A 23,451-nucleotide genomic window follows, 5' to 3' on the forward strand; every position below is an offset into this window, starting at 1 on the left:
GACCGCGCGCCTCATGTGCCCGCCGCAGCCGGGGGCCTCACGCCCCTGGACCCCTGCGGAGTATTTTCGCCAAGATGAAGGGGAGGCGCCCGGCGATGCCCTGCGTCGGCTCTACTCCTGCGAAAGTGCCCTTGCGCGGCGTTCCTGCCGGGCGCGGACCTGCGCCCGCCACAGGGTGAACAGCCCGGCCGAGATCACGATCGCCACACCCAGCGCGACGTTGGCCTTGAGCACGTCGCCGAACACCCAGATGCCGATGACGCTTGCGAACATCAGCTGGAAATAGGCGAAGGGCTGGACCGCGCTCGCCTCGGCCACCTCGTAGGTGCGGATCAGCAGGTAATGGCCCAGTGCGGCCGTGCAGCACAGGATCCCCATCCAGCCCCAGTCCCAGCCGTGGAACGGCTCCATGTTCCAGACGCCGACCACGGTCATCGCCAGCGCGCCGGTCGTGCCGGTCCAGAAAAAGCTGATCTGCGAGCCGTCGTGACGGGCGACGAAGCGGGTCAGCAGGCCGTAGAGCGCGAACATCAGCGCCGCCGACAGCGGCGCCAGGGCCCAGGGCGAGAACATAGACACCCCGGGCTCCAGGATGATCAGCACGCCGATGAACCCCACCCCGATCGCCACCCAGCGCCGCCAGCCGACGCTTTCGCCCAGAACCGGGCCGGACAGCGCGGTGATCAGCAGCGGGTAGCAGGTGAAAACGGCATGCGCCTCGACCAGCCCGAGATGCACGAAGCCGAGGATCATGACGCAGACCTCGGTGACCAGAAGGACGCCGCGGAAGGCCTGGACCAGCGGATAGCGCGGCCGCAGCACCTTGCGCAGCCCCCCGGGCTGGCGCGCGATCACCGCCATCACGAAGAGCGCGAAGAACCAGTAGCGGATCATCACCACCTCGGTCACCGGGTAGATCGACGCCATGTGACGCGAGATCCCGTCCTGCACGGCGAAGACGAAGGTGGTGGCGATCATCAGCGTGATGCCGAGACGGGTGTTCTGCTCGGTCATTCCCGGGCCTCCAGCACGCCGCGGCTCATGTGGCGTTTCGACCCGAATCCGGGGCAACGCGCGACGTCGAAGCCCGCCCCGGCAAGGGCGCGGCGCACGAACCCCGCGGCGGTATAGGTGGCGAAGGTGCCCCCCGGTGCAGTATGAGCCCCGACCTCGGCCATCAGCCCGGGCGACCAGAGCTCGGGGTTCTTGGCGGGCGAGAAGCCATCGAGGAACCAGGCATCGGCGCGCCCCTGCCAGCGCGGCAGCGTCTCGCGCGCTTTGCCTAGAATGATCTCGGCCGACAGGTCGGGCAGGTCGATCCTGCGCCGCCCCGCGCCCCACTGATCGAGGATCGGTCCCGCCACGGCGCGGGCCTCGGGGAAGGCGCTCAGCGCCCGGTCCATCTCGTCGCCTGACATGGGATAGGCCTCGAACGAGGTGTAGGAGAGACGGGTTTCCTGCCCCGCGGCCCGCCAGGCGATCAGCGCGGCGATCAGGTTGAGACCGGTGCCGAACCCAAGCTCCGCGATGTGAAAACCGGCCCGGAACCGGCCCGGCAGGTGGTTGCCGTCAAGGAAGACATGGCGCGTTTCGGCCAACCCGCCGGCAAGCGAGAAATAGGGATCGTCGAAGCGGGTCGAGACGGGAATTGCCCCGTCGCGCCAGTCGAGATCCGCGCTCTGGTCCGAAAGCTGCATTTGTCCTACACCGATGCCGCCGCGACAATGGTGAAGGCTCGGGGGAATGGCAATGGTGGACGTGACGGTGCGCGGGGGCGGGATCTTCGGTCTGGCGGTCGCCCATGCCTGCGCCACCCGGGGTGCCCGGGTACGGCTGGTCGAGGCCCGCGCGATCGGCGCCGGATCCTCGGGCGGGCTGGTCGGCGCGCTGGCGCCGCACGTGCCCGAGAACTGGAACGACAAGAAGGCTTTCCAGCTGGAAAGCCTGCTGATGGCCCAAGACTATTGGGCGGGGATAGAGACGCTTTCGGCCCAGTCGAGCGGCTATGGCCGCCTTGGCCGGTTGCAGCCGCTGGCCGATGACCGCGCGGTCGAGATGGCGCGCGCCAGGGCCAAGAATGCTGCGGAGCTTTGGCAGGGCCGTGCCGAATGGAAGGTGATCGAGGCCTCGCACTTTGCGGGTTGGGCCCCGCCCAGCGCGACCGGCCTTCTGATCCACGACACGCTGAGCGCGCGGATGCATCCCCGACTTGCGGCCCAGGCGCTGGCCGCCGCCTGCCGGGCGCTGGGGGTGGAGATCGTGATCGGTGAGGCCGAAGATTCCGGCGCCGTGGTCTGGGCCACGGGGTGGGAGGGGCTGGTGGAATTGTCCCGAACACTGGGGAAAACCGTCGGAAACGGCGTGAAGGGGCAATCGCTTCTGCTGGGTCACAGCGCGACGGACCTGCCACAGCTTTTCGCCGACAGCCTGCACATCATCCCCCATGCCAACGGCACCGTGGCAATCGGGTCGACATCGGAGCGCGACTTTGACGCGCCGGACACGGTAGATGCGCAATGCGATGCACTGCACACCCGGGCGCTTGCGATCTGCCCCGCCCTTGCCGGTGCCCCGGTGATCGACCGTTGGGCCGGGGTGCGCCCGCGCGCGAAAAGCCGCGCGCCGATGCTGGGCCCCTGGCCCGGCCGCCCCGGGCATTTCATTGCCAACGGCGGTTTCAAGATCGGCTTCGGCATGGCGCCGAAGGTCGGAGAGGTGATGGCGGACCTCATCCTCGCAGATCGCGACACGATCCCCGAGGGCTTTCACGTCGAGGCCAACCTCTGAGCCTTCTTTCTTGCGGAAATACTCCGGGGGGTCAGGGGGGCTGGCCCCCCTGCTGCCAATCCGCCGCGCCGACTAGCCCTCGCCCTCCAGCCGCCGCCGCATCTCGCGCAGCACGGGAAGGACGGCGCGCACCCGTTCGGTTCCCAGCGCCGCCACGACCTCGCCGATCACCGGCGTGATGGCCTGCAGCGCCGCGTCGCGAGCCGCCCGCCCGGCAGGGGAGATCGAGACGAACTTGCGCCGCGCGTCGTCCCAATCGGGGCGGATGTGCACGTGCCCGGCCCATTCCAGCTTGGACAGCGTGTTGGTCATCGCGCCCCGGGTGACGCGGAACGTCTGGGCAAGCTGGGCGGGGGTGCGCTCCTCGCTGACCCGCGCAAGGTGGTTGAGCACGCCGAAATGCGACAGCTCCATCCCCCGGGGCAACACCTTGGAGACTTGGGTCCGCGCCAGCTGGTCGGCCATGAACAGTTCCGAGAACAGCGCCGAGGCGAGGGATTCCGGCGAGTCGGCCATCAGAACCCCTTCGCCCGGCACAGGCCTGCGGGCGCGACACCGGCCGGGATATGCAACTTGGCCGCCACGTTCATGCCCCGGGTGCCGTCAATCGGCCAGCATCGGGTCAAGCTTGCCCGACTGCTCGAGCGCGTAAAGATCGTCGCAGCCGCCGACATGGGTGCCGCCAATGAAGATCTGCGGCACGGTGCGGCCGCCATTCGCACGGTCGGTCATTTCGCGGCGCAGGTCGGGCTTGGCTGCAACGTCGAATTCGGTGAAGGCGGCACCCTTCTGCGTCAGCAGGCGCTTGGCGGCAGTGCAGAAGCCGCAGAACGGCGTGGTGTAGATCTCGATGGTCTTCATGGCCCGGTTCCCCTTTTGGCTGTGACTATAGGGAAATGGGCCGCATCCGCAACGCGGGCAAGGTGTCATTCCCGCGCAACACGGGCGGCGACGAGGATGGACACCTCGGCAGCGCCCGCCGCGCGGCATGCCTCCGCCGCGGCGGCGAGAGTGGCGCCCGAGGTCATGACGTCGTCGACAAGCAGGACGTGGCGTCCCATCGCGCGACCCCCGCGCCGGGGATGGGCGGCAAGCGCGCCGGAGAGGTTGGCAAATCGGGCGTCGCGGTCGCGGCCTTCCTGGCTTGGGGTAGGGCGCCGGCGGATCAGGAGGTCGGGGCAATGGTCGAGGCCCGCGTGCCCCGCCAGTGCCGCCGAGACCAGCGCCGACTGGTTGAACCGGCGCTTCAGCATCCTCCGCCAGTGCAGCGGTACCGGCGCCACCAGCATGTCGGGCACAAGGATCGGCGCGCCCGCCTTGGCCATCCAGCGGGCAAGCGGGCGGGCCAGGTCCTGCCTATCGCCGTGCTTCAGCGCGAGGATCAGCTTGCGCCCCGTGTCGCGGTACAGCATCGCCGCGCGCCCCCGGTGCCATGGCCGCGTGATGGTGAGGCAATCGTCGCAATGTTCGGCCCCCTCGCCCGCCTCGCCCGGCAGGGGGACGCCGCAGCTGTCGCAGACGAGGCCCGCGACGAAGGGGGTGTCGCGCCAACAGGGCCCGCAAAGGCCGAAGTCGGTCGTGACCAGCGCGTCGCAGCCGAGGCACCGCGGCGGATAGACCAGCCGGAGAAGCCCGGAAAGCGCCTGCCGCGCCGGTCCGGGACCGCGGGCGATTGGTGTTTGCATTCCGCCTTCCGCCCTCTACATCGGGGCCATGAGCCAGGATCTGACCGACCGCCACGCCCTTTCGCTGCACCGCCGCCGCGCACTGCAGGCCCCCGCGCTGTTCCTGCACGAGCTGGCGCGCGACGAGCTTCTGGATAGGCGCGACACGGTTAACAGAAGCTTTACGGCCCCCGCGGTGGTGACGCCTTATCCACAGCTTTGGGAGAGCGTTCTGCCCGGCGCGCGGATCGTCGCGGATGACGAGGTGCTGGCGCTGGAGCCCGGGGCGCACGACCTGGTGCTTCATGCGCTGGCGCTGCACTGGTCGAACGACCCGGTGGGGCAGATGGTGCAGGCGCGCCGGGCGCTGCGTCCCGACGGCCTTTTCCTGGCTGCGATGTTCGGCGGCCGGACGCTGACGGAACTGCGCGCGAGCCTCGCGCAGGCCGAGACGGCGGTCAGCGGAGGATTGTCGCCGCGGGTGCTGCCGATGGGCGAGATCCGCGACCTGGGGGCGCTTTTGCAGCGGGCAGGGCTGGCGCTGCCGGTGGCGGATGCGCAGGATCATGTCGTCAGCTACCGCGACCTTTTCCACCTGATGTCCGACCTGCGCGCCATGGGCGAGACCAACGCCCTGACCGACCGGCGGCGCGAAGTTCCATCGCGCGCGATGTTCGTCGAGGCGGCGCGTCTTTACGCCGAGGCTTTTCCCGAGGGCGACAGCCGGATCCGGGCGACGTTCGAGATGATCTTCCTGTCGGGCTGGGCACCGGACGAGAGCCAGCCGAAACCCCTGCGCCCCGGCTCTGCGGTGCAGCGCCTGTCGGACGCGCTGGGTGTGGCCGAACGTCCGCTTGAGCCCGGCGAAGATTGACCGGAGGACAAAAGCCGTTACATCGGGCCTGAGCCAAGCGAGGGGAACCAGATGACGGAAACGACGATCCGACCGGGCGAAGGCCGCCTGTCCCATGCCCCGACCGACCACCCCACCGTCAAGGTGGCGAAGGTCGGCGTGCTGATCGCCAACCTCGGGACGCCCGACCATTACAGCTACTGGCCGATGCGCCGGTACCTGAGCGAGTTCCTCTCGGACAAGCGGGTGATCGACTATCCGTCGTGGAAGTGGCAACCGCTCCTTCAGACCGTGATTCTCGGCAAGCGCCCCTTCACCTCGGGCGCGAACTACAAGTTGATCTGGAACGAGGAGCTGAACGAGAGCCCCCTCATGACCATCACGAAGGCGCAGACCGAAAAGCTTCGCGCGTCGCTGACGGCAACGTTCGGCGACACGGTCATGGTCGATTTCTGCATGCGCTACGGCAACCCCTCGACCGCGTCGAAGGTCCGCGCCATGGTCGAGGCCGGGTGCGAGAAGATCCTCTTCTTCCCGCTTTACCCGCAATACGCGGGTGCGACTTCGGGCACGGCCAACGATGCGTTCTTCAAGGCGCTGATGACCGAGGTGCGCCAGCCCGCCGCCCGCACCGTGACGGATTATTTCGAGCATCCGCTGTACATCGAGGCGCTGGCGGGATCGGTGCGGCGCGTCTGGGACGCGATGGAGGTAAAGCCGGACGTGCTGATCACCTCATACCACGGTATGCCGCAGCGCTATCTCCGGAACGGCGACCCCTACCACTGCCAATGCCAGAAGACGACGCGCCTTCTGCGCGAGGCGCTTGGCTGGGGGCCGGAAATGATCGACACCACCTTCCAGTCGGTCTTTGGCCCCGAGGAATGGCTGAAGCCCTACACGGTGAAACACGTGGCCGAGCTGGCGAAGGCCGGCAAGAAGCGGATCGCGGTGGTGGCGCCGGCGTTCTCGGCCGATTGCATCGAGACGCTGGAGGAGATCCAGGGAGAGATCCGCGAGGCCTTCGAACATGCGGGCGGCGAAAGCTTCACCTACATCCCCTGCCTCAACGATGACGACGCCCATATCCGCGCCCTGGCGGCGGTGGCGGCCGACAACCTGGGCGGCTGGGTCGGTTAGATCCTGCCCGCCCGCGGGCGACGAGGAACCCCGCCGCGAATCTGCGCGTTTCCCCTGCGACCGCGTGACACGGGGCCGCAAAACAAAAGGCGGCGGGAAATCCCACCGCCTTCCGTTTCAGCCGTAAGGCTGTATCAGTTCGAAGCGATGGCAGCAGCCACGGCCACGAGCAGGATCAGGGGGATGATGATCCCGCCCGACGACGTGGTGGTTTCTTGCTTGACCACGACCGGCGGGGTCACCGGCTCGGCCATGCCACCGGCGAACGACGACGTAGCGGCCAGCGAGAAAGCGGCAGCAAGCGCGAGTTTCTTCATTTCATAACCTCCAGTTTCGCCCCGCATCAGGTTCATTGAGGATGATGCGGAAGCCCCAAGACTGTACCTCGTAGGAAATCACTAAGCAGTTGATTCCCGTAATTGCAACGGCCCAACGGCGCGTCTGGTTCCAAGAGTGCCGCTGTGTCGTCAAAATGGCAACACTTGTGTGGCGCAAGCCGCGCGCAGGCGTCGGGGCACGGCGGGTCCTTGCCCGCCGCCCATCGGGCGGGGCCGGAAACTGCCGGTGTGGGCGGGCCATCCGCCCCCTGACGCCCAGGGGAACGGGCCGCCGCGGCGGCCCGTCCGGCCGGGTCAGGGCATGATGACCACAGGTGTGCCGTCCTGCACCATGGCGTAGACTTCTTCGATCTGCTTGTTGGTCACGGCGATGCAGCCCGCCGTCCAGTCGCCGCTGCGCTTCCGGTCACCCTCGCCATGGATGAAGATGTCGCCGCCCGGGTTCTCGCCGGCTTCCTTGGCCAGCGCGACCTGTTGTACGTCGGGGTACGAGATCCCCAAGGACAGGTAGTATTCCGAATTCGGATTGCGGCGGTTGATGTAATAGACACCCTCGGGCGTCTTGCCGTCGCCGCTTATGTGCTTCTGGCCCACCGGCTCGTTGCCCAAGTGGATCTGGTAGGTCTTGAGTGCGGTATCCCCGTGCAGAAGGTACATCTGGCGGGTGTGCTTGATGATCAGGATCTGCGTCACGGCAGGCCCGTCGTAGGTTTTGAATTTGCTGGCGCAGGCGGCAAGTCCCACCACCATCACCAGCATAAGAATCGTTCTGAAAGCGCGCATGGCTGCCCCTGAAACCTCATGGAAGACAATCGCCTCTTCGGGCGATTTCTCCCTGTTTTACAGGGATTCGCGCTGGTTCGCCATGGGCAAGGCAGGCAATCAGGCCGGCGCCCGGCCAAATCGCGCCACAAGCTCGACATGCGGGGACCAGCGGAACTGGTCGACCGGCTGCACCCACTCCAGCCGGTAACCGCCCTGGATCAACGCCCGGGCGTCACGGGCGAAGGTGACCGAGTTACACGAAACCGCGGCGATCACCGGCACGCGGCTGGCCGCAAGCTGGGCGGTCTGGGCCTCGGCCCCGGCGCGCGGAGGGTCGATGACGACGGCGTCGAAACGGTTCAGCTCATCCACCATCAGGGGCCTGCGGAAGAGATCCCTGGTCTCAGTCGTGACACGGTGAAGGCCCTCGGCCCCGCGCCAGCCGGCGTCCAGCGCCTGAAGCATTCCCGGCCCGGATTCGACGGCGTGTACCTCGGCCCGCGCGGCCAGCGGCAGGGCGAAGGTGCCGCAGCCCGAGAACAGATCAACCAGCTTGCGCGCGCCGGAAACACTCTCTGTCACTGCGGAAACCAGCGCTGCTTCGCCGTCGGGGGTGGCCTGCAGGAAAGCGCCGGGCGGCGGGGCGACCTCGGCCCGGCCCATGCGTTGCACCGGCGGCCGCGCGAGCGCGACCACCTCGCCATCCCAGGCCAGCCGGGCAAGGTGGTGCCGGTCGGCCAGCTGGCCCAGCTCCATCCGCAGCGTGGCGTCCAGTGGCTTGCCGCCGGTGACCGCGATGTCGGGCCCGTTCGGGGTAGAGGTCACCCCCAGCGCCAGCGCGCCCTTGCGCGACCCGCCAAGCGCGGTGATCTCCTCCATCGCCGGAAACGCTGCCATCAGGTCGGGGTGCAGCAGCTGACAATCGGGCACCGCGACGACCGTGTCCGACGCACGGCCGTGAAAACCCAGAATGACGCCGCCCTTGGTCCGCTTGCCCGCCAGGGTCGCTCTGCGGCGTGACCGGGGCGGCGAGGTCAGGACCGGGCGGATCGGCGCCTCGAGCCCCTGCCCGGCAAGCGCAAGGCGGATCACCTCGGCCTTCCATTCCGCCAAGAACCCGTCCGAGGCATGCTGCAGCGCGCATCCGCCGCAGGCCTTGGCGTGGCGGCAGGGCGGGCGCACCCGGTCGGCGACCGGGGTGACGATCTTCGGCGCCTGAAGGGTATCGCCTTCCAGCACGCCCTCGACCACTTCGCCCGGCAGCGCGCCGGGCACGAAGACCGGGCCGGGGGCAATGCCGTCACCGCGATGGCCCAGCCGCTCGATCGTCACCTGCATGCGCCACCCTTGCTTTGCGCCTATTCCGCGGCTTCTTCCTCGGTCCCGAGGAAGCCGCCCGATTGCCGGCTCCAGTACCGGGCGTAAAGCCCGCGCCTGGCCAGCAATTCCTCGTGATGGCCCTCCTCGACGATCCGGCCCTGGTCCATGACCACGATCCGGTCCATCTCGGCGATGGTCGACAGGCGGTGGGCGATCGCCAGCACCGTCTTGCCCTCCATCACGCGGGCCAGGGCCTCCTGTATCTGGGCCTCGACCTCGCTGTCCAGCGCGCTTGTCGCCTCGTCCAGCACGAGGATCGGGGCATCCTTGATGAAGGCACGGGCCAGCGCGATCCGCTGGCGCTGCCCACCCGAAAGCTTCACCCCCCGCTCGCCGAGGAAGGCGTCATAGCCGGTGCGGCCCGCATGGTCCTGCAGACCCAGGATGAACTCATGCGCCTCGGCCTGCTCCGCGGCGGCGACCATCTCGGCCTCGGTGGCGTCCGGGCGGCCGTAGAGGATGTTCTCGCGCGCCGAGCGGTTGAACATCGCCGTCTCCTGCGTGACCATCGCGACCTGCCGGCGAAGACTTTCCTGCGTCACCTCGCGGATGTCGTGCCCATCCAGCAGGATCCGCCCTCTCTCGGCGTCATAGAGCCGCAGAAGCAGGGCAACGAGGGTGGATTTCCCGGCCCCCGAGGCGCCGACGATCCCCAGTTTCTCGCCCGGGTGGATGGTCAGGGTGACGTCGTCGATGCCGCCGCTCTTGCGGCCGTAGGCAAAGCTCAGGTGGTCGAAGGTGATCTCTCCCGCGACGCGGCCGAGGTCGTGCGCGCCCTCGGCATCGGTAAGGGTATGCGGCGGGGTGAGAGTGTTCATCCCGTCCTCGACCTCGCCGACGCTGCCGTAAAGGCTCATCAGCGACATGCTGACCCAGCCGGTCATCTGCGAGATGCGCATCGCGATGGCGCCCGCGGCGGCGATGTCCCCCGCCGTGGCGCGGCCGAGCGACCAAAGGAGAACGGCGCCGCCCACCAGGATGATCGGAAGAAGGCCCGAGAGCGCCATCATCGAGGCCCGGAACGAGACCGAGATCAGCCCGAAATCCAGCGCCTTCTCGCGGAACCCCGCCATGGCGCCCAACGCCTCGCGGTCCTCGTGCTGCGAATTGGCGAAAAGCTTTACCGTCTTGATGTTGGTGATGGTGTCGACGACCTGCCCGGTGACCATCGCCCGGGCCGAGGCGCGGGCCTGCGACTTGCCGCGGATTCGGGGCATGAACCACCGGATCAGGCCGAGATAGAGACAAAGCCAGACCACCAGCGCGACCGCGATCCATCCGTCGATCGCGATCAGGAACACCGCCGATCCCACGAGCGACGAGAGCGCGAAGGTGACCGTGTTGATCATCTCGGTCGCGACGTCGGTGGCGGCCCGGGCGGTCTGCATCTGTTTCTGCGCGATCCGGCCCGCGAAATCGTTGTCGAAGAAGGTGACAGCCTGCCCCATGGTCCAGCGGTGCAGCCGCGACAGCACCAGCGGCATGACGTTCGGCCCAACGGCAAGCGAGTTGGTGGCGGACGAAAGCCCGAAGGCCAGCGGCATCAGGACGAGGTAGAAGATCGCGAAGAAGAGGTAGAGCGGCCAGTTGGCCTCGAACACGCCCCAGGGCCCCAGCCCGGCAGTGGCGGCATGCGAGGTGTCGACGATCCTGCCCAAAAGGACGGCCGCGAAGACCTGCATCAGCCCCGCCACCGCCGAGGCGAGCGCGGCCCACATCAGCACTGGCCAGGCCCCCGACAGGCACCAACGGAAAAAGGCGATCAGGGTGCGCGGCGGCGGCCCGTCCGCGGGGCGGAAGGCGTCGATGAGGTGGCCAATCCTCCAGCGGGTCGGCGTCTGGTCGGTCCGCGTCTGCATGAAGCGTGGATATAGGCTGCGCCGGGCGCAAGTAAACGGGTTCAGCCGTCGCCCAGCAGAGCGTCGCGATCGAGGGTGAAGCCAGAGGCGATCCAGCGTGCCTCGATCCGCCTCAGGGCAGCGCCGATTTCCGGGCCCTGCAGGTCAGGCAGGTCGGCCGCACGCACCGGCAGAACCGCGGCGGCGCCACGCGCAATGTCGCTGCGCCAGCCCCCGGGCAGCGGCGATTCAAGAAGGGCCGCGCGACAGAGGATGACATCCTCGGCCAGCGTCGCCCCAAGCCTATAGCCAAGCTCCCCCGCCCCCGCGGTACCGCCGATTTCGTCCCTGACACGGCCCAGATCGCGGCTTTCGACCCGCGAAAGGCGCAGGGCGTCCGCCTCTTCCCGACCGCCGAGGACGGCGAGACGGCGCAGGAAGCGCGGCGGCCGGTCCCCCTCCAGATGCAGAAGCGGCCCAAGCGCCAGGGGGTCGGCGCCCGGCAGGATCGCGGAAAGGACACCGATCACATGCATCGGCCCGACGGCGGTTGCCGGGTCGGGCGCCGAAAGAAGCTTGCGCATCTCGGCGCCGATCCGCTCCTTCGACAGGCGCGCAAGACCGTCGAGGTTTTCGGCACAGGCGGCAAGGCCCTCCGGGTCCAGCCCCTCCGACGGGTCGCCGTACCAGGCGTGGAAGCGAAAGAAGCGCAGAATCCGCAGGTAATCCTCGCGGATCCGCTCCTCGGCGCAGCCCACGAAACGCACGCGCCGGGCGCGCAGGTCGTCGAGACCGCCGAGCGGGTCGATCACCTCGCCCTCGGGCGTGGCATAAAGCGCGTTCATCGTGAAATCGCGCCGGGCCGCGTCCTCCGCCGGGTCGGTGGTGTAGCTGACGGTGGCATGCCGCCCGTCGGTGTCGATGTCGTGGCGGAAGGTCGTCACCTCATGCGGGATTCCGCCCGAAACGACGGTCACTGTGCCGTGGTCGATGCCTGTCGGTACGACCTTGAGACCGGCTTTTTCCGCAAGTTCCGTGACTGTTTCGGGCAGGGCATCCGTGGCGATGTCGACATCCGCGACCTCAGCCCCGAGCAGGGCGTTGCGCACGCAGCCCCCGACGAAAAGCGCGCGGTATCCTGCCACGGTCAGCGCGGCGCAGACGGCCTGCGTTCCTGCCCGGCGGCGCCATGCGCCATCCACCCTCACGGCTGCATCCTCTCGGCCAGCCCGCGCAGGATACGGGCGGTGGCGCCCCAGATGTAGTAGGGGCCGTAGGGCACGGCGTAGTAGCGCCGCACCTCGCCCCGCCAGCGGCGATGTTCGATCACGAAATTCGCCGGATCCGCCAGGTGGATCAGCGGCACTTCGAACACCTCGGCCACCTCGCCCGGCTCGGCCAGGTAGTCGAAGGGCGCGCGGACGCGGCCCAGGACCGGCGTCATGGTGAAATTCGTCACCGTCTCGTGCGAGGGCAGGCGTCCCAGCACCTCGACATTGGCGGGATCGAGGCCGATCTCCTCGCGCGCTTCGCGAAGCGCCGCGGCCTCGGCGTCCGCATCGCCCGGATCGACCTTGCCGCCGGGAAAGGCGATCTGCCCCGGGTGATGCTTGAGCCGTGAGGACCGCTTGGTCAGGATCACCCGCGCCGCACCGTCGCGCAGGAGCACGGGAACCAGAACCCCGGCCGGCCGCAGCACCCGATTCTCGGGTGGGCGATAGCCGGGGTTCAGATCGAAGTCGGAAGAGCCGCCGTCGCGCCGCCCAAGCGCCGCGCGCAACGCCCCGAACGGATCGCTCAGCGTGTCACGCGTCACCGTCGCCCTCGTCCCCGGGCGGGTCGGTCGCCTCGAATCCCAGTGTGTTCGGGTCGAATTCGTAATGCGCACCGCAGAACTGGCAATCCGCCGTGACGATCCCACGCTCTGTCGTCATGGTGGCGATGTCCTTCGCCGAATAGATCGACAGGCTCTGACGCACCTTTTCGGGCGAGCAGGTGCAGCCGAAGCCCACCGGCTGGGCATCGTAGACCCGCGGCCCCTCTTCGTGGAACAGTCGCACCAGCAGATCGGTCGGGTGCACCTCGGGGCCGATCAACTCATCCTTCTCGACCGTATCGAGAAGCTTGTTGGCCCGGTTCCAGTTGTCGCCTTCCTCGCCGTGCACGATGTCGTCGGCAGCCAGCAGCCCGCCCTCGCCCGTGCCGCCGCCCTGCGCGAAGGGCGAGGCCTTGGGCATGTGCTGCAACATCACCCCGCCGGCGCGCCAGCTGTCGCCGCGCTTGCCAAAGTTCAGGGCAAAGCGGGTGGGCAGCTGCTCCGACTGCGCGAAATACGTCTCGGCGCAGGCCGAAAGGCTGCCGCCTGCCAGCGGCGTGATACCCTGGTAGGGCGCCATGCCCGTGCCCTGGTCGAGAACGATCGCGAAGTACCCCGCCCCGATCTGGTCGAAGACTGGCCCGTCCGGCACCAGACGCTCCTCGTCGAAGCTGGCCCAGGCCCGGATCCGGGCCGGGGCGCCGTCTTCGGTGGGCGCGTAGTAATCGGTCGCGATCAGCCGGGCCGGGCCATCCCCGCGGATCTGCAGCGACAGCCGCCAGCGCAGCTTGATGGTCTGGCCGATCAGGGCGGTCAGCACGGCGGCCTCGGCCACCAACGCCTCGACCGCCGGCGGATAGGCATGCTGGCTCAGCACCGCGTCGAGGGTGCCATCAAGCCGGGCCACCCGTCCGCGGATGTCCGACCGGTCGAGCTGAAAGGGCAGGACGGTATCGTCCCAGGCGATCTGTGATCCGAGGGTCATAAGGCTTCCTTGGGGCTTTTCCTGGCGTGCCGCGCTTGGCATACCGCCCTTACATAAGCCCCGCAACCACAGGTCCAAGGATGATACGTCGATTCGGAGAGCCGGTCGTTCCCGGCAAGCGCTATCGCCCCCGTCCGGGCGCCTATGCCGTACTGCTCGATGGCGGGTCCGTCCTGCTGACCCACCAGGCGGACCCGGTGCCCGAGGTGCAGCTTCCCGGCGGAGGCATCGACGCGGGTGAGCATCCGCTGCATGCGCTGCACCGCGAGGTGCGGGAAGAGACCGGCTGGCGCATCGCGGGGGCGCGCCGGATCGGGGCGTTCCGGCGCTTTGCCTACATGCCGGAATACGACATGTGGGCAGAGAAGCTTTGCACGATCTACCTCGCCCGGCCCGTCCGCCGCCTGTCCGCCCCGACGGAGCCGGGGCACACCGCGATCTGGGCCCCGCTGCAAGACGCCGCCGACCTGCTTGCCAATTCCGGCGACCGGGCGTTCCTTCAGGCGGTCGCGAAGGGCCTGTATCGGCTGGATTAGAGCCTTTTTCAGCAGATCCGGGGCAGCTGTTCGCCGACCAGCATGTCGACGATCCGGCTGCCACCGAAAAGCGTGCGCATGGTGACGCGGCCCGGGTGACCCTCGACCGCGCGGCCGATCGCGACCGCCCCGCGACCGGCATCGGTCGTGCGCATCGCGGCCAGCGCGGCCTCGGCCTGATCGGCGGGAACGAAGGTGACCAACGTCCCCTCATTCGCAAGGTAGAGTGGGTCGAGGCCGAGGATCTCGCACATCCCGCGCACCTCCTCGCGCAGCGGCAGGGTCTCTTCGTCGATCTCGATACCCACGCCGGCGGCTTCGGCGATCTCGTTCAGAGCCGAGGCGAGGCCCCCCCGCGTCGCGTCCCGCGCGGCCCGACACCCCGGCGCCGCGGCGATCACGGCCTCCATCAGGTGGCCAAGGCCTTGGCAATCGCTTTCCAGCGCGGTCGAAAGCGCCAGATCCCCCCGCGCCGCCAGAATCGCCGCGCCGTGATCGCCCAGCACGCCGTTGACGATCGCCACATCCCCGGGCCGCACCTGCGTCGCCGCCAACGAGCGCCCGGGCGGGATCACCCCCACACCCGAGGTGGTGACGAAAACCGTGTCGCAGGCACCCCGGCCCACGACCTTGGTATCGCCGGTGACGATGCTGACCCCGGCCGCCTCGGCCTCCCGCGCCATCGAGGCGACGATGCGCCGGAGCAAGGCCACGTCGCAGCCTTCCTCGATGATGAACGCCGCCGAAAGCCAGAGCGGCTTCGCCCCCCCCACGGCAAGGTCGTTGACCGTGCCACAGATCGCGATCTTACCGATATCGCCGCCCGGAAACTCCACCGGCGTCACCACGAAGGAATCGGTGGTAAACGCCAACTGCGCCCCCGGTTCGGCCAGCGCGGCCGAGGTCAGACGCGCCTGATCCTCCATCCCCGGCGGATCGAAGACGCCGGTGAAGACCTCCTCGATCAGATCCCGCATCGCCTTGCCGCCGCCGCCATGCGCCAGCGTCACCCGGTCATCCCTCAGCGCCATCTTGTCTTCTTTCTTGCAGAAATACTCCGGGGGTCCGGGGGCTGGCCCCCGGCGCCGCCTCGGTCACTCGGCCGCCGCGCGGGCACCGCCGTATTGCCAATACGCCGCGCAGGCCCCCTCGGAAGATACCATCAGCGCCCCCAGCGGCGTCTCGGGCGTGCAGCCCCGGCCGAATTGCGGGCATTGCGTGGGCTTCATCCGCCCCGTCATCACCGCCCCACAGGCCAGGCCCTCAGGCTCCGGCACATGGCGCGGGCGGGCGGCAGCATAGCCCACGCCAAACTTCTCCTCAGCATCGAAAGCCTTGTACTTGTTTCGAATCCGCAAACCCGAGGCGTCGATCTCTCCCAGCCCGCGCCATTCGAAGGACGGCCTGCGTTCATAGACATCCGCGATGGCGGCAAGGCTGACCGGATTGCCATGCTCCGGCACCACGCGGGCATACTGGTTTTCCACCTCGGCGCGCCCCTCGGCGATCTGGGTCAACACCATCAGAACCGATTGCAACAGGTCCAGAGGCTCGAATCCCGCCACCACGATCGGCTTTCCGTAATCCTGCGCGATGAAATCGTAGGGGTGCGTGCCGATAACCATCGACACATGCCCCGGCCCGATGAACCCGTCCAGCATCATGTGCGGATCGTCGAGCAGCACCCTGATCGGCTCGGGCACCGTGATGTGGTTGCAGAAAACGGAGAAGTTCGTCATCCCCTCGCGCGCCGCCTGCTGGATCGACAGCGCGGTCGAGGGAGTCGTCGTCTCGAACCCCAGGCCGAAGAACACCACCTGGCGGTCGGGGTTGCGACGGGCCAGTTCCAGTGCGTCGAGCGGCGAATAGACCATGCGGATATCGGCGCCGCGCGCCTTGGCCTGCATCAGCGAGCCGCGGCTTCCCGGCACCCGCATCGCGTCGCCGAAAGTGGTGAAGATCACCTCGGGCCGCTCGGCGATCTCGATGCATTCGTCCACCCGCGCCATGGGCAGCACGCAGACGGGGCAGCCGGGGCCGTGGATGAATTCCACCCCCTCGTGCACCAGCTTGTCCAGGCCGTAGCGAAAGATCGCATGGGTATGGCCGCCGCAGATCTCCATGATGTGGACCGGCTTCTCGCGGGTGGCGCCGATGCGGTCGGCCGTGGTTGCGATCGCGGCCAGAAGGGATTTCGCGGCCTTCGGGTCGCGGAACTCGGTGGCGTACTTCATACCTGCGTCTCCTTCCGCAAACCCACCAGCGCCCTGTCCCCTTCCGCCATCTGTTCCAGCGCCTCCTGCGCCTCGCCCAGATCGCGCAGGGCCTCCAGCGTGGCGGCGGCCTCCGCCTCGTCGATCCGGCTCATGGCAAAGCCGACGTGGATCAGCGCCCATTCCCCGATCAGGCCCTGCAATGGCCCGTCGGCGATGCAGGCAACGTTGACCTCGCGCCGCACGCCCGAGACCTCGGCCATCGCCATCATGGCCTCGGGATTGGTGATCTCGACGATCTGGCCGGGAATGCCCAGGCACATCTCAGCTCTCCTCTTCCTGCGCGGCGGGGTGGGTGACCCCGTAGCGATCCAGCTTGGCGCGCAGGCCGACGCGGGACAGGCCCAGCTCGGCCGCCGCGCGGCTCTTGTTCCAGCGGTGGCGGGTCAGCGTCTCGCGCAGGATCCGCATCTCGAACAGCTCCACCCGCTCCTTCAGCGCGCCGGTGCCGGCCATCGCGTCTTCGGCGGTGCGGTCCGCCCCCTCGTCGCCCGGCGGCGCCTGCAGGATCGGGCGCGAGATCAGCTCCGCCCCCAGCGTCGTCTCCTCGCCGAAGATCAGCATCCGCGTCACCTCGTTCGACAGCTCGCGCAGGTTGCCCGGCCAGTCGTAATTCTCGAGGAATTCCAGCGCCGCGGCCGAGAAGCCGCGCACCGGTTTGCCATGGGTCGCGGCAACCTCGGCAAGCAGGGATTGCGCCAGCATCGCCACGTCGCCGCGTCGGGCCCGGAGCGGCGGCACCGCGATCTCGCCGACCGCCAGCGCATAGTAGAGATCCGCGCGGAATCGACCCTCGCCCACCAGGATCCTCACATCCGAGGCCGCCCCGGCGATCAGCCGCAGCGTTGTCGTCATCGTCTCCTGCCCGCCGACGGGGGTAAAGCTTCCCTCGCGCACCAGCCGCAGAATCTGCAATTGCAGGCCCGGGCTGGCCGCCTCGATCCCGGCAAGATAGAGCGTGCCGCGATCGGCCTTCTGCGCCAGACCGATCCGCGCAACGCCCCCGGGCAGCACCCCGCGTTTCGCGCCGAAAAGTTCGATCATCGCCAGCTCGTCCGAGAGACCGGCCAGGTTCACCTCATAGAACGGCTTGTCGGAGCGGAGCGAGCCGTAATGCATCGCGCGGGCCAGCTGTTGCTTTCCGACGCCGGCATCGCCCGTCAGCAGGACGGGCACGTCGAAGCTGGCGTAGTGACGCGCGGCGCGGACGACGTCGTTCATGGCCGAGGTCGGGCTGCGCAGGATCGCCTCGAACCCCATACCCTCGCGCAGGGCCTGCCGCCGCTTTTCCACCCGCGACTGGCTTGTCGCGTTGAGAAAGCGCATCTCCAGCGACAGACGCTCGTTTTCGCGGGCCAGCGCGAACATCTGGGTGGCATTGCGCGCGGCGGCCAGAAGTTGCTCGGGGTGCCACGGCTTGGTCAGGAACTGGTGGATGCCGGCCTCGTTGATCGCCGCCATCATCGACTGGCTGTCGGTATAACCCGTGACGATCAGCCGTACCGTCTCGGGCCAGCGCTCGCGCACTTCGGTAAGCAGGTCGACACCCGAGCGTCCGGGCATCCGCTGGTCGCAGAAGATCGCCTGCACCCAGTTTTCCTCCAGCGCCTCGAGCGCGGCCTCGGCGCTGCCGGCGGTCAGGATCTCGAACTCATCCTCCAGCGCCATCTTCATCGCGGAAAGCGAATGCGGCTCGTCATCGATCAGCAGGATGACGGGGATCGAGGCGGCCATCAGACTGCCTTGGCGGCGAGGCCGCGTTTCAGCCAGGCGACCCAGGCCTCCATCCCCTCGCCGGTGCGGGCAGAGACGCGGATCACCTCGATCTCGGGGTTCACCCGGCGCAGGTTGGCCTCGTAGAGGTCGAGGTCGACGTCGCAATGGGGGGCAAGGTCGACCTTGTTCAAGAGCGCGATGCGAGCGGCGGTGAACATGTCGGGGTACTTCAGCGGCTTGTCCTCGCCCTCGGTGACCGACAGGATCGCGACCTTGGCGTCCTCCCCCAGGTCGAACCCGGCAGGGCAGACGAGGTTGCCGACATTCTCGATGAAGAGCAACGCGCCGCGGGCCAGATCCAGACGTGTCAGAGCCTTTTCCACCATCGCCCCGTCGAGGTGGCAACCCTTGCCGGTATTCACCTGCACCGCCTGCGCGCCGGTGGCGCGGATGCGGTCGGCATCGTTCGTGGTCTGCTGGTCGCCCTCGATCACCGCGAGCGGCGCGTCGCCCAGCATCTCGATCGTGCGGCACAGAAGCGTGGTCTTACCCGACCCGGGAGAGGAGACGAGGTTCGTCGTGAACACCTGCGCCGCCGTCAGCGCGGCACGGTTGCGGGCGGCGTAGCCGTCGTTCTTCGCCAGGATGTCGGTCTCGATCTCGATCAGCCGGGCCTGGCTCATCCCGGGCACTTCGGTCCCCGCGGGGCCCTGGCCCAGATGGAAATCGCCATGGGTGCAGGCGGGGCCGTGATGCGCGGGAGCGTGATCGCCGGATGCCTTGGCCGTCGGCCCCCCCGCCAGAACCGCAAGCGGCGCCGCCATTGGCTTGCCGTTGCTTTCCAGATGGGCCTTGAACTGGTCCTCGACGCTATGGCCGCCGCATCCGCATACCGTGCACATCGCTGCACCTCCCCTGTCCTGTTTCGTCGGTTTCGCCAGCTGGCGAAACTCGAGTCTACCCAATCGGCGCCCCCGGCACCTTGAGCGCAATCAAATTCCGCGTCGAGATCCACGTCGACCCCGCGCCGCGCTCAGAGCGCCTGCGCGCCCTCGTCCGGGTGGTTCTCGTCCGGGTGGCCCTCCGAGGCGAACCCGCCCGAGATCAGCTTGCGCCGCGACACCGTCGTCGAGGGGTCACTCATCACGTCTTCCGTCTCTGCAACGGCCAATTCCGCCTCGCGCACCGCCCGGATCTCGGCGGAGCGGTCGGTTTCGGCGCGGTTCTCTGCGCGGAACAGTTCCACCATGATCGCGCGCGCGACATCCACCGCCTGAAGCTGGGTCTGGAAATCGCCCATCGGCGAGAACAGCGAACAGGCCTTGTAGCCGCCGCCCATGTCGCGCCGGTTGTGGATGAATTCGTAGCGGCCCGAGGGAAAGGCGATCTCTTCATGCGTGCCGGGAACGAGGCCCGACCAGTCTTCGCCCTCTGCCGGCAGCATCACGAGGTTCATGAACCACGGGCTGATCAGCACGCCCAGGGGCCGGCCCTCATGCGCGACAAAGCCAACCGCCTCCACCCGCAGCGCCTTGTTCACCAGCGGCACGTCGCGCATCCGGGCATTCCAGATCTCGCGAAAGTCGGCCACCAGCAGGTCGACGCGCTCCTCGATCTGCCGCGAACGAAGCATCTCGGCCGCGCCTGGGTCGGACAGCACCATGAACTGGTTCTTGGGCGCGTCGCAGCCGGGGCAATGCCAGTCGTCGGGCAACGCGGAAAACGGCGTACCGGGCAGGACCTGGCGGTAATCGTCCCCCTCTGCCGGGTCGTAGGGTGTCCAGCAGATCTTGCACTCCATCACCGCCCGATCCGAGATCCGATCGTTCGCCCCGAGGTAGGACCCTTCGAATCCCGTCTGGCCAGAGGTCGGCCCGGTTGCCTGAACAGTCATCGGCCCAGTCATCGGATCGCCTCCAGCACCTCGAGCATCCGCTCGGCGGAATCGGTCAGGTCCTCGGGGGCGGCCAGCGCCACCTCGGGGATCCGGGTCACCTCGAACGTGTCCAGGATCAGCGTGTCCATCGAATTGAAGAACTGCACGCGCCAGACATGGGGAAGCGCGGTCGCCGTGATCCGGCAATTGCCATAGCCGCGCGACAGGATCGTGACCGAGCCCTCGCCAAGGGCCGCATCCAACCACATCAGGTCTTCCGGCGTATGGGGCAGTAGCGTCAGGTTGATCACATGCGGCGCGCCACCGGCGTAAGCGGCGGACTTGTCGGCCAGCTCGGCCAGGATCGCCTGTGCGTTCACAACCCCGGGCTGGCGCGGATGCGACGGGCCCCTGGCGGCACGATACGGCTCGAATGCACGGGAAATCGCGGCTTCGGGGATGGGGGCGACCTCGATCCCGTCGATCCCGGCACCCGCGACCGACCAGACGCCGGCAAAGACCGATTCCTGCACGCTCAGCGCCGGGATGCCGCGGATGCGGATCGACACCTCGCCCTGTCCCATCGTCTCGGCGATCAGGTCGCGGCTGGCCTTGTCCATGCCGTTCAGGTCGAACACCGCGCCACTGCCGGAGGCCGCCTGCGCCGCCGCCGCCGAGACCTCGGCGATCAGCGCCAGCGCCGGGGCGACCGCGCCGGCATCGCCGACATCAGGCATATGGGCACTGTAGGTGCGCATGCCCTCGGGCAGCTTCATGTAGTCAAGCGTCTCGCCCTCTTCGGGCTGCGACCCCGGGCCGAAGCCAACCGGCGGCAGATGGAAATTGGAAACCATGGCCTAGCCCTCCTGGCCCAGAATGTGGCTGGTGCGTGCGATGTAATCCTGCCAGTCGCGGACCTTCTCGATCGCGCCGAGGTAGGTGCCCTGGCGCCAGAACAGGAAGGCCGGGGTCTTCAGCGCGCGGGTCTTCTGGCGCAGCTCCGCCTCGATCGCATCGGCCACCACCGCGCAGTCGAAGGCGTTCTGGAAGGTCATCCGCAGCTCGGGCAGGATCACCGCCGCATCCGGGGTTTCTAGGTTGCGCCGCGCATCGCCCGGGATGAAGAGGCAGTGAAAGCCCTCGCGCCCGGTGAATGCCTCGATCTCGGTAAAATCAGAGAGTGTTTCATAGCCCAGTTCGGCGCCCAGCCGGGCAACGAGGGGGTGGGTCTGCGCGGGGGCCGTGCTGATCGAGGCGGCGGGCGCGGCGTCGGGCGAGGGGGGCGCGTGATCGTGCATGGTGTCCTTTCAGGCCTGGGTCCGGCCAGCATCGAGTGCGGCCTGAAGATGGGGGGGAAGGCCGGGGCTGCGCGCCTCGAGATCGGCGAAGGCGTCGCCGGGGTCGCCCCCCGCCAACAGCGCCTGCAGCCCCCGCAGCGCGGCCAGGATCTTCGCCGCCTCGCCGGGGTCGAGCACCTCGCGCGCGGCGCCGAGGAAGACCAGCACCCAGTCGCCGGGGCGGGCCTCCGGCGTGAGCGAGAGGTCGACGAGCGCGCCATCCGCCGCCTCGCCGCGGATGCCATCGACGGAAGACAGCTGTGCGGGAATGCCCATGCACATCAGACCTGCTCCGCATCCGGAAAGTAGCGCGGATCGCCCGAGCGGCAGGCCTCGGCATCCGACGGTCGCCCCTCCTCGTATGCGGCGCGCGAAAGCGACGGGTCGGCACTGCCTTCGCAATGGGTCGCGCCGGGAAGGGCCTCGATGCCCCAACGGGCAAGTTCGGCAAGCGCAGTGTCGATCGCCGGGGCGATCCGCTCGGCCACCAGGGGCCGCAGTCCGCCGCCGTAATCCTCCAGCTCCACCGGCTGGCAGCCGATCAGGGTAAGGCGTTCGGGGCAGTAGCCCATGAGCGCGGCGGTGGCGAGAACGTCCTGGAATCCGGTCTGGTGCAGGCTCATCTTCTTGGCGCCCAGAAACTGCGGCACATCGCCGTCGCGCAGCGTCAGGAGCGCGCCGGGCGCCAATCCGAAATCGACGGCGTCGAAGACGATCAGTGCGTCCGCCTCCTCAAGGAACGGCAGCAGGTAGAGCCCCTGCGTGCCACCGTCGAGCAGCCGCACATTCGCGGGCAGCGCCCAGCGTTCGGCCAGTGCTTCGACACAGCGCACGCCAAAACCTTCGTCGGCCCACAGCACGTTGCCGATTCCAAGCACGAGAACCCGTTCGGGGCGCGGATCTGGCATTCGACTCCTCCCTTGAAACCAGTGGTCGCGACGCTCTCACCGGCGTTTTGAAAGCGACAATAGGGTTTGCAGCGGGGGACATTCAGGAAAATCGACTTCCGCAAAAGATGTTACTCAACATAATGAAAACAATGATATTTCCAGGAGATCTGAGTTATATCGACGGGATCGACGCGGAAAGAATCCGACCGAAAGTCAACGCAAATGAAAACCTGACGACCACCACCACCCTCCACCAGGCAGTGCCCGCGAAAAAGAAGACGGGCGCGACCCTGATCGCGCCCGCCCGATGACAGCCCCCCAGAGGATGGATCAATCGTCGTCGCGGAAGGTCCTGTGGCCCGAGATCATGGTCGAGACCATGGATTGCCGGGACATGATGTCCTCTCGGATCGCGGCGTAGATATGAATGATCATGAAGATGATGATCGCCCACATGCCGAGGTGATGCAGCGTGTGCAGGATCTGGCTGTTGCCAACCCATGCGAGCAGCCAGCCGAACAGATCGTCGGGGATCGAGCCTTCGCCCGCACCCTGAGCATAGAGCGCCCAGCCCGTGACCAGCATGAAGGTCAGCCCCACCGTCATGAAGAAGAACATCGCAAGCTGTGCCAGCGGGTTGTGTCCCACGTATTTGCGCGGCTTCTTCTCAAGGAACAGGTACCAGCGGAATTCGTATAACAGTTCCTCCCAGAAGGCGCTCTGGAGGAAGGGGATGTAGAACATCTGGCGGGCGTGGTGGTTGCCGGCGAAAGCCCAGTAGATCCGGCCGAAGAAGCCCACCGTCAGCACCATCGCTGCGGCGAAATGGGCGAAGCGGATGTAGCCGAAGACGAACTGCTGATACGCTTCGCCGATCTGCATGGTGGGCGGCGGCGAGCCGATGAAATAGCCCGTCACGATCAGGATCAGGATCATCGCCGCGTTGGTCCAGTGCCAGAGACGCACCGGCGCCTCGTAGACATAGACCGAGGTGTTGCGGCTGACGTGCTTGAAATCGCTCTCGGTGATATCGCCGGTCAGCTTGGCCTTGTCGGGCTCATCTTCCGTGGGGCCGGGGGTATAGGTCGCATCCCTCATGGCCCTAGCGCCCCGACGGGTGATCGGGGCCGGTCAGCGGATGACCCACGCCGGCCCCGAAGCCCGGGGCCGGACCAGGCCCCGAATGCGCCTTCGCGGGCGCCGCAATCGTTACGAACAATGCGAAATATGCAGGTGTCTTCATCGGGTCCTCCCTCC

General features: G+C 67.9%; 28 protein-coding genes. 4 read left to right on the forward strand and 24 right to left on the reverse strand.

Features of this window, described 5'->3' with window-relative positions; translation table 11 throughout:
• Positions 1-111: 111 nt before the first annotated feature.
• Both CVV76_RS06520 and mnmD read right to left on the reverse strand, forming a co-directional pair.
• Positions 112-1,014: a DMT family transporter gene (locus CVV76_RS06520; RefSeq protein ID WP_102223833.1), complete on the reverse strand. Its 903-nt coding sequence runs from the start codon at positions 1,012-1,014 to the stop codon at positions 112-114.
• Positions 1,011-1,697: a tRNA (5-methylaminomethyl-2-thiouridine)(34)-methyltransferase MnmD gene (gene mnmD, locus CVV76_RS06525; RefSeq protein WP_102223834.1), complete on the reverse strand. Its 687-nt coding sequence runs from the start codon at positions 1,695-1,697 to the stop codon at positions 1,011-1,013. Before mnmD ends, CVV76_RS06520 begins: the two co-directional genes overlap by 4 nt.
• 46 nt (positions 1,698-1,743) lie before the next feature.
• On the opposite strand from mnmD, the gene CVV76_RS06530 reads away from it, so the two are divergent.
• Complete coding sequence (locus tag CVV76_RS06530; protein ID WP_102223835.1) at positions 1,744-2,787, forward strand: NAD(P)/FAD-dependent oxidoreductase; 1,044 nt, start codon at positions 1,744-1,746, stop codon at positions 2,785-2,787.
• A gap of 72 nt (positions 2,788-2,859) precedes the next feature.
• On the opposite strand, the gene CVV76_RS06535 is transcribed toward CVV76_RS06530, so the two are convergent.
• The 3 genes from CVV76_RS06535 to CVV76_RS06545 all read right to left on the reverse strand — a co-directional run bounded on the left by CVV76_RS06535 (position 2,860) and on the right by CVV76_RS06545 (position 4,472).
• Entirely contained in the window at positions 2,860-3,303 is a 444-nt protein-coding gene (locus tag CVV76_RS06535) for a MarR family winged helix-turn-helix transcriptional regulator (protein WP_102223836.1), read from the reverse strand.
• Positions 3,304-3,390: 87 nt separating this feature from the next.
• On the reverse strand, positions 3,391-3,648 hold the full coding sequence (grxC, locus tag CVV76_RS06540) for a glutaredoxin 3 (RefSeq protein WP_102223837.1): 258 nt from the start codon (positions 3,646-3,648) through the stop codon (positions 3,391-3,393).
• A 65-nt stretch (positions 3,649-3,713) separates the two neighbouring features.
• Complete coding sequence (locus CVV76_RS06545) at positions 3,714-4,472, reverse strand: double zinc ribbon domain-containing protein (RefSeq protein WP_102223838.1); 759 nt, start codon at positions 4,470-4,472, stop codon at positions 3,714-3,716.
• 28 nt (positions 4,473-4,500) lie between these two features.
• Between CVV76_RS06545 and CVV76_RS06550 the strand changes: the two genes are divergently transcribed.
• Complete coding sequence (locus CVV76_RS06550; RefSeq protein WP_102223839.1) at positions 4,501-5,325, forward strand: methyltransferase domain-containing protein; 825 nt, start codon at positions 4,501-4,503, stop codon at positions 5,323-5,325.
• Positions 5,326-5,376: 51 nt separating this feature from the next.
• Entirely contained in the window at positions 5,377-6,444 is a 1,068-nt protein-coding gene (hemH, locus tag CVV76_RS06555; protein WP_102223840.1) for a ferrochelatase, read from the forward strand.
• Between the two features lie 134 nt (positions 6,445-6,578).
• Here hemH and CVV76_RS06560 read toward each other — a convergent pair whose 3' ends face one another.
• The 7 genes from CVV76_RS06560 to hslO all read right to left on the reverse strand — a co-directional run bounded on the left by CVV76_RS06560 (position 6,579) and on the right by hslO (position 13,566).
• A complete protein-coding gene (locus tag CVV76_RS06560) occupies positions 6,579-6,761 on the reverse strand; it encodes a hypothetical protein (protein WP_102223841.1) in 183 nt (60 codons plus the stop codon).
• Between the two features lie 315 nt (positions 6,762-7,076).
• Positions 7,077-7,565, reverse strand: coding sequence for a L,D-transpeptidase family protein (locus tag CVV76_RS06565; RefSeq protein ID WP_102223842.1), 489 nt, complete (start codon positions 7,563-7,565; stop codon positions 7,077-7,079).
• Between the two features lie 99 nt (positions 7,566-7,664).
• Positions 7,665-8,885: a class I SAM-dependent RNA methyltransferase gene (locus CVV76_RS06570; RefSeq protein WP_102223843.1), complete on the reverse strand. Its 1,221-nt coding sequence runs from the start codon at positions 8,883-8,885 to the stop codon at positions 7,665-7,667.
• A gap of 20 nt (positions 8,886-8,905) precedes the next feature.
• Positions 8,906-10,786, reverse strand: coding sequence for an ABC transporter ATP-binding protein (locus CVV76_RS06575; RefSeq protein WP_102223844.1), 1,881 nt, complete (start codon positions 10,784-10,786; stop codon positions 8,906-8,908).
• A gap of 41 nt (positions 10,787-10,827) precedes the next feature.
• Positions 10,828-11,973, reverse strand: coding sequence for a CCA tRNA nucleotidyltransferase (locus CVV76_RS06580; RefSeq protein ID WP_102223845.1), 1,146 nt, complete (start codon positions 11,971-11,973; stop codon positions 10,828-10,830).
• On the reverse strand, positions 11,970-12,581 hold the full coding sequence (locus tag CVV76_RS06585; protein ID WP_408607877.1) for a CoA pyrophosphatase: 612 nt from the start codon (positions 12,579-12,581) through the stop codon (positions 11,970-11,972). Before CVV76_RS06585 ends, CVV76_RS06580 begins: the two co-directional genes overlap by 4 nt.
• Positions 12,571-13,566 carry an Hsp33 family molecular chaperone HslO gene (gene hslO / locus CVV76_RS06590; RefSeq protein WP_102223846.1) on the reverse strand — a complete coding sequence of 332 codons (996 nt, stop codon included), beginning with the start codon at positions 13,564-13,566 and terminating at the stop codon, positions 12,571-12,573. Before hslO ends, CVV76_RS06585 begins: the two co-directional genes overlap by 11 nt.
• Before the next feature lie 80 nt (positions 13,567-13,646).
• Here hslO and CVV76_RS06595 point away from each other — a divergent pair, with 80 nt between their 5' ends.
• Positions 13,647-14,102 (forward strand): NUDIX hydrolase, encoded by a 456-nt coding sequence (locus CVV76_RS06595; RefSeq protein WP_102223847.1) that lies wholly within the window; start codon positions 13,647-13,649, stop codon positions 14,100-14,102.
• 8 nt (positions 14,103-14,110) lie between these two features.
• Here the strand turns inward: CVV76_RS06595 and hypE are convergent, their stop codons facing one another.
• The 12 genes from hypE to CVV76_RS06655 all read right to left on the reverse strand — a co-directional run bounded on the left by hypE (position 14,111) and on the right by CVV76_RS06655 (position 23,437).
• The gene (hypE, locus tag CVV76_RS06600; RefSeq protein WP_102223848.1) at positions 14,111-15,133 is read right to left on the reverse strand and encodes a hydrogenase expression/formation protein HypE; all 1,023 of its coding nucleotides are present in this window, start codon (positions 15,131-15,133) and stop codon (positions 14,111-14,113) included.
• Between the two features lie 63 nt (positions 15,134-15,196).
• Complete coding sequence (hypD, locus tag CVV76_RS06605) at positions 15,197-16,336, reverse strand: hydrogenase formation protein HypD (RefSeq protein WP_102223849.1); 1,140 nt, start codon at positions 16,334-16,336, stop codon at positions 15,197-15,199.
• A complete protein-coding gene (gene hypC / locus CVV76_RS06610) occupies positions 16,333-16,638 on the reverse strand; it encodes a HypC/HybG/HupF family hydrogenase formation chaperone (protein ID WP_102223850.1) in 306 nt (101 codons plus the stop codon). Before hypC ends, hypD begins: the two co-directional genes overlap by 4 nt.
• A gap of 1 nt (position 16,639) precedes the next feature.
• Entirely contained in the window at positions 16,640-18,109 is a 1,470-nt protein-coding gene (locus CVV76_RS06615) for a sigma-54-dependent transcriptional regulator (protein WP_102223851.1), read from the reverse strand.
• Complete coding sequence (hypB, locus tag CVV76_RS06620; RefSeq protein ID WP_199178517.1) at positions 18,109-18,993, reverse strand: hydrogenase nickel incorporation protein HypB; 885 nt, start codon at positions 18,991-18,993, stop codon at positions 18,109-18,111. Before hypB ends, CVV76_RS06615 begins: the two co-directional genes overlap by 1 nt.
• A 131-nt stretch (positions 18,994-19,124) precedes the next feature.
• Positions 19,125-19,985, reverse strand: coding sequence for a [NiFe]-hydrogenase assembly chaperone HybE (locus CVV76_RS06625; RefSeq protein ID WP_102223852.1), 861 nt, complete (start codon positions 19,983-19,985; stop codon positions 19,125-19,127).
• An 8-nt stretch (positions 19,986-19,993) separates the two neighbouring features.
• A complete protein-coding gene (locus tag CVV76_RS06630) occupies positions 19,994-20,821 on the reverse strand; it encodes a hydrogenase expression/formation protein (protein WP_102223853.1) in 828 nt (275 codons plus the stop codon).
• 3 nt (positions 20,822-20,824) lie between these two features.
• Positions 20,825-21,265: a thioredoxin domain-containing protein gene (locus CVV76_RS06635; RefSeq protein ID WP_102223854.1), complete on the reverse strand. Its 441-nt coding sequence runs from the start codon at positions 21,263-21,265 to the stop codon at positions 20,825-20,827.
• Positions 21,266-21,274: 9 nt separating this feature from the next.
• Entirely contained in the window at positions 21,275-21,586 is a 312-nt protein-coding gene (locus CVV76_RS06640) for a HypC/HybG/HupF family hydrogenase formation chaperone (RefSeq protein WP_102223855.1), read from the reverse strand.
• On the reverse strand, positions 21,586-22,212 hold the full coding sequence (locus CVV76_RS06645; protein WP_102223856.1) for a HyaD/HybD family hydrogenase maturation endopeptidase: 627 nt from the start codon (positions 22,210-22,212) through the stop codon (positions 21,586-21,588). The genes CVV76_RS06640 and CVV76_RS06645 overlap by 1 nt, the downstream gene beginning before the upstream one ends.
• 312 nt (positions 22,213-22,524) lie before the next feature.
• Positions 22,525-23,292 (reverse strand): Ni/Fe-hydrogenase, b-type cytochrome subunit, encoded by a 768-nt coding sequence (gene cybH / locus CVV76_RS06650; protein WP_102223857.1) that lies wholly within the window; start codon positions 23,290-23,292, stop codon positions 22,525-22,527.
• A 4-nt stretch (positions 23,293-23,296) separates the two neighbouring features.
• The gene (locus CVV76_RS06655) at positions 23,297-23,437 is read right to left on the reverse strand and encodes a HupE/UreJ family protein (RefSeq protein ID WP_102223858.1); all 141 of its coding nucleotides are present in this window, start codon (positions 23,435-23,437) and stop codon (positions 23,297-23,299) included.
• Positions 23,438-23,451 lie beyond the last annotated feature (14 nt).

Origin of the sequence: Acidimangrovimonas sediminis (assembly GCF_002871005.1) — a bacterium.
GTDB classification, from domain to species: Bacteria; Pseudomonadota; Alphaproteobacteria; order Rhodobacterales; family Rhodobacteraceae; genus Acidimangrovimonas; species Acidimangrovimonas sediminis.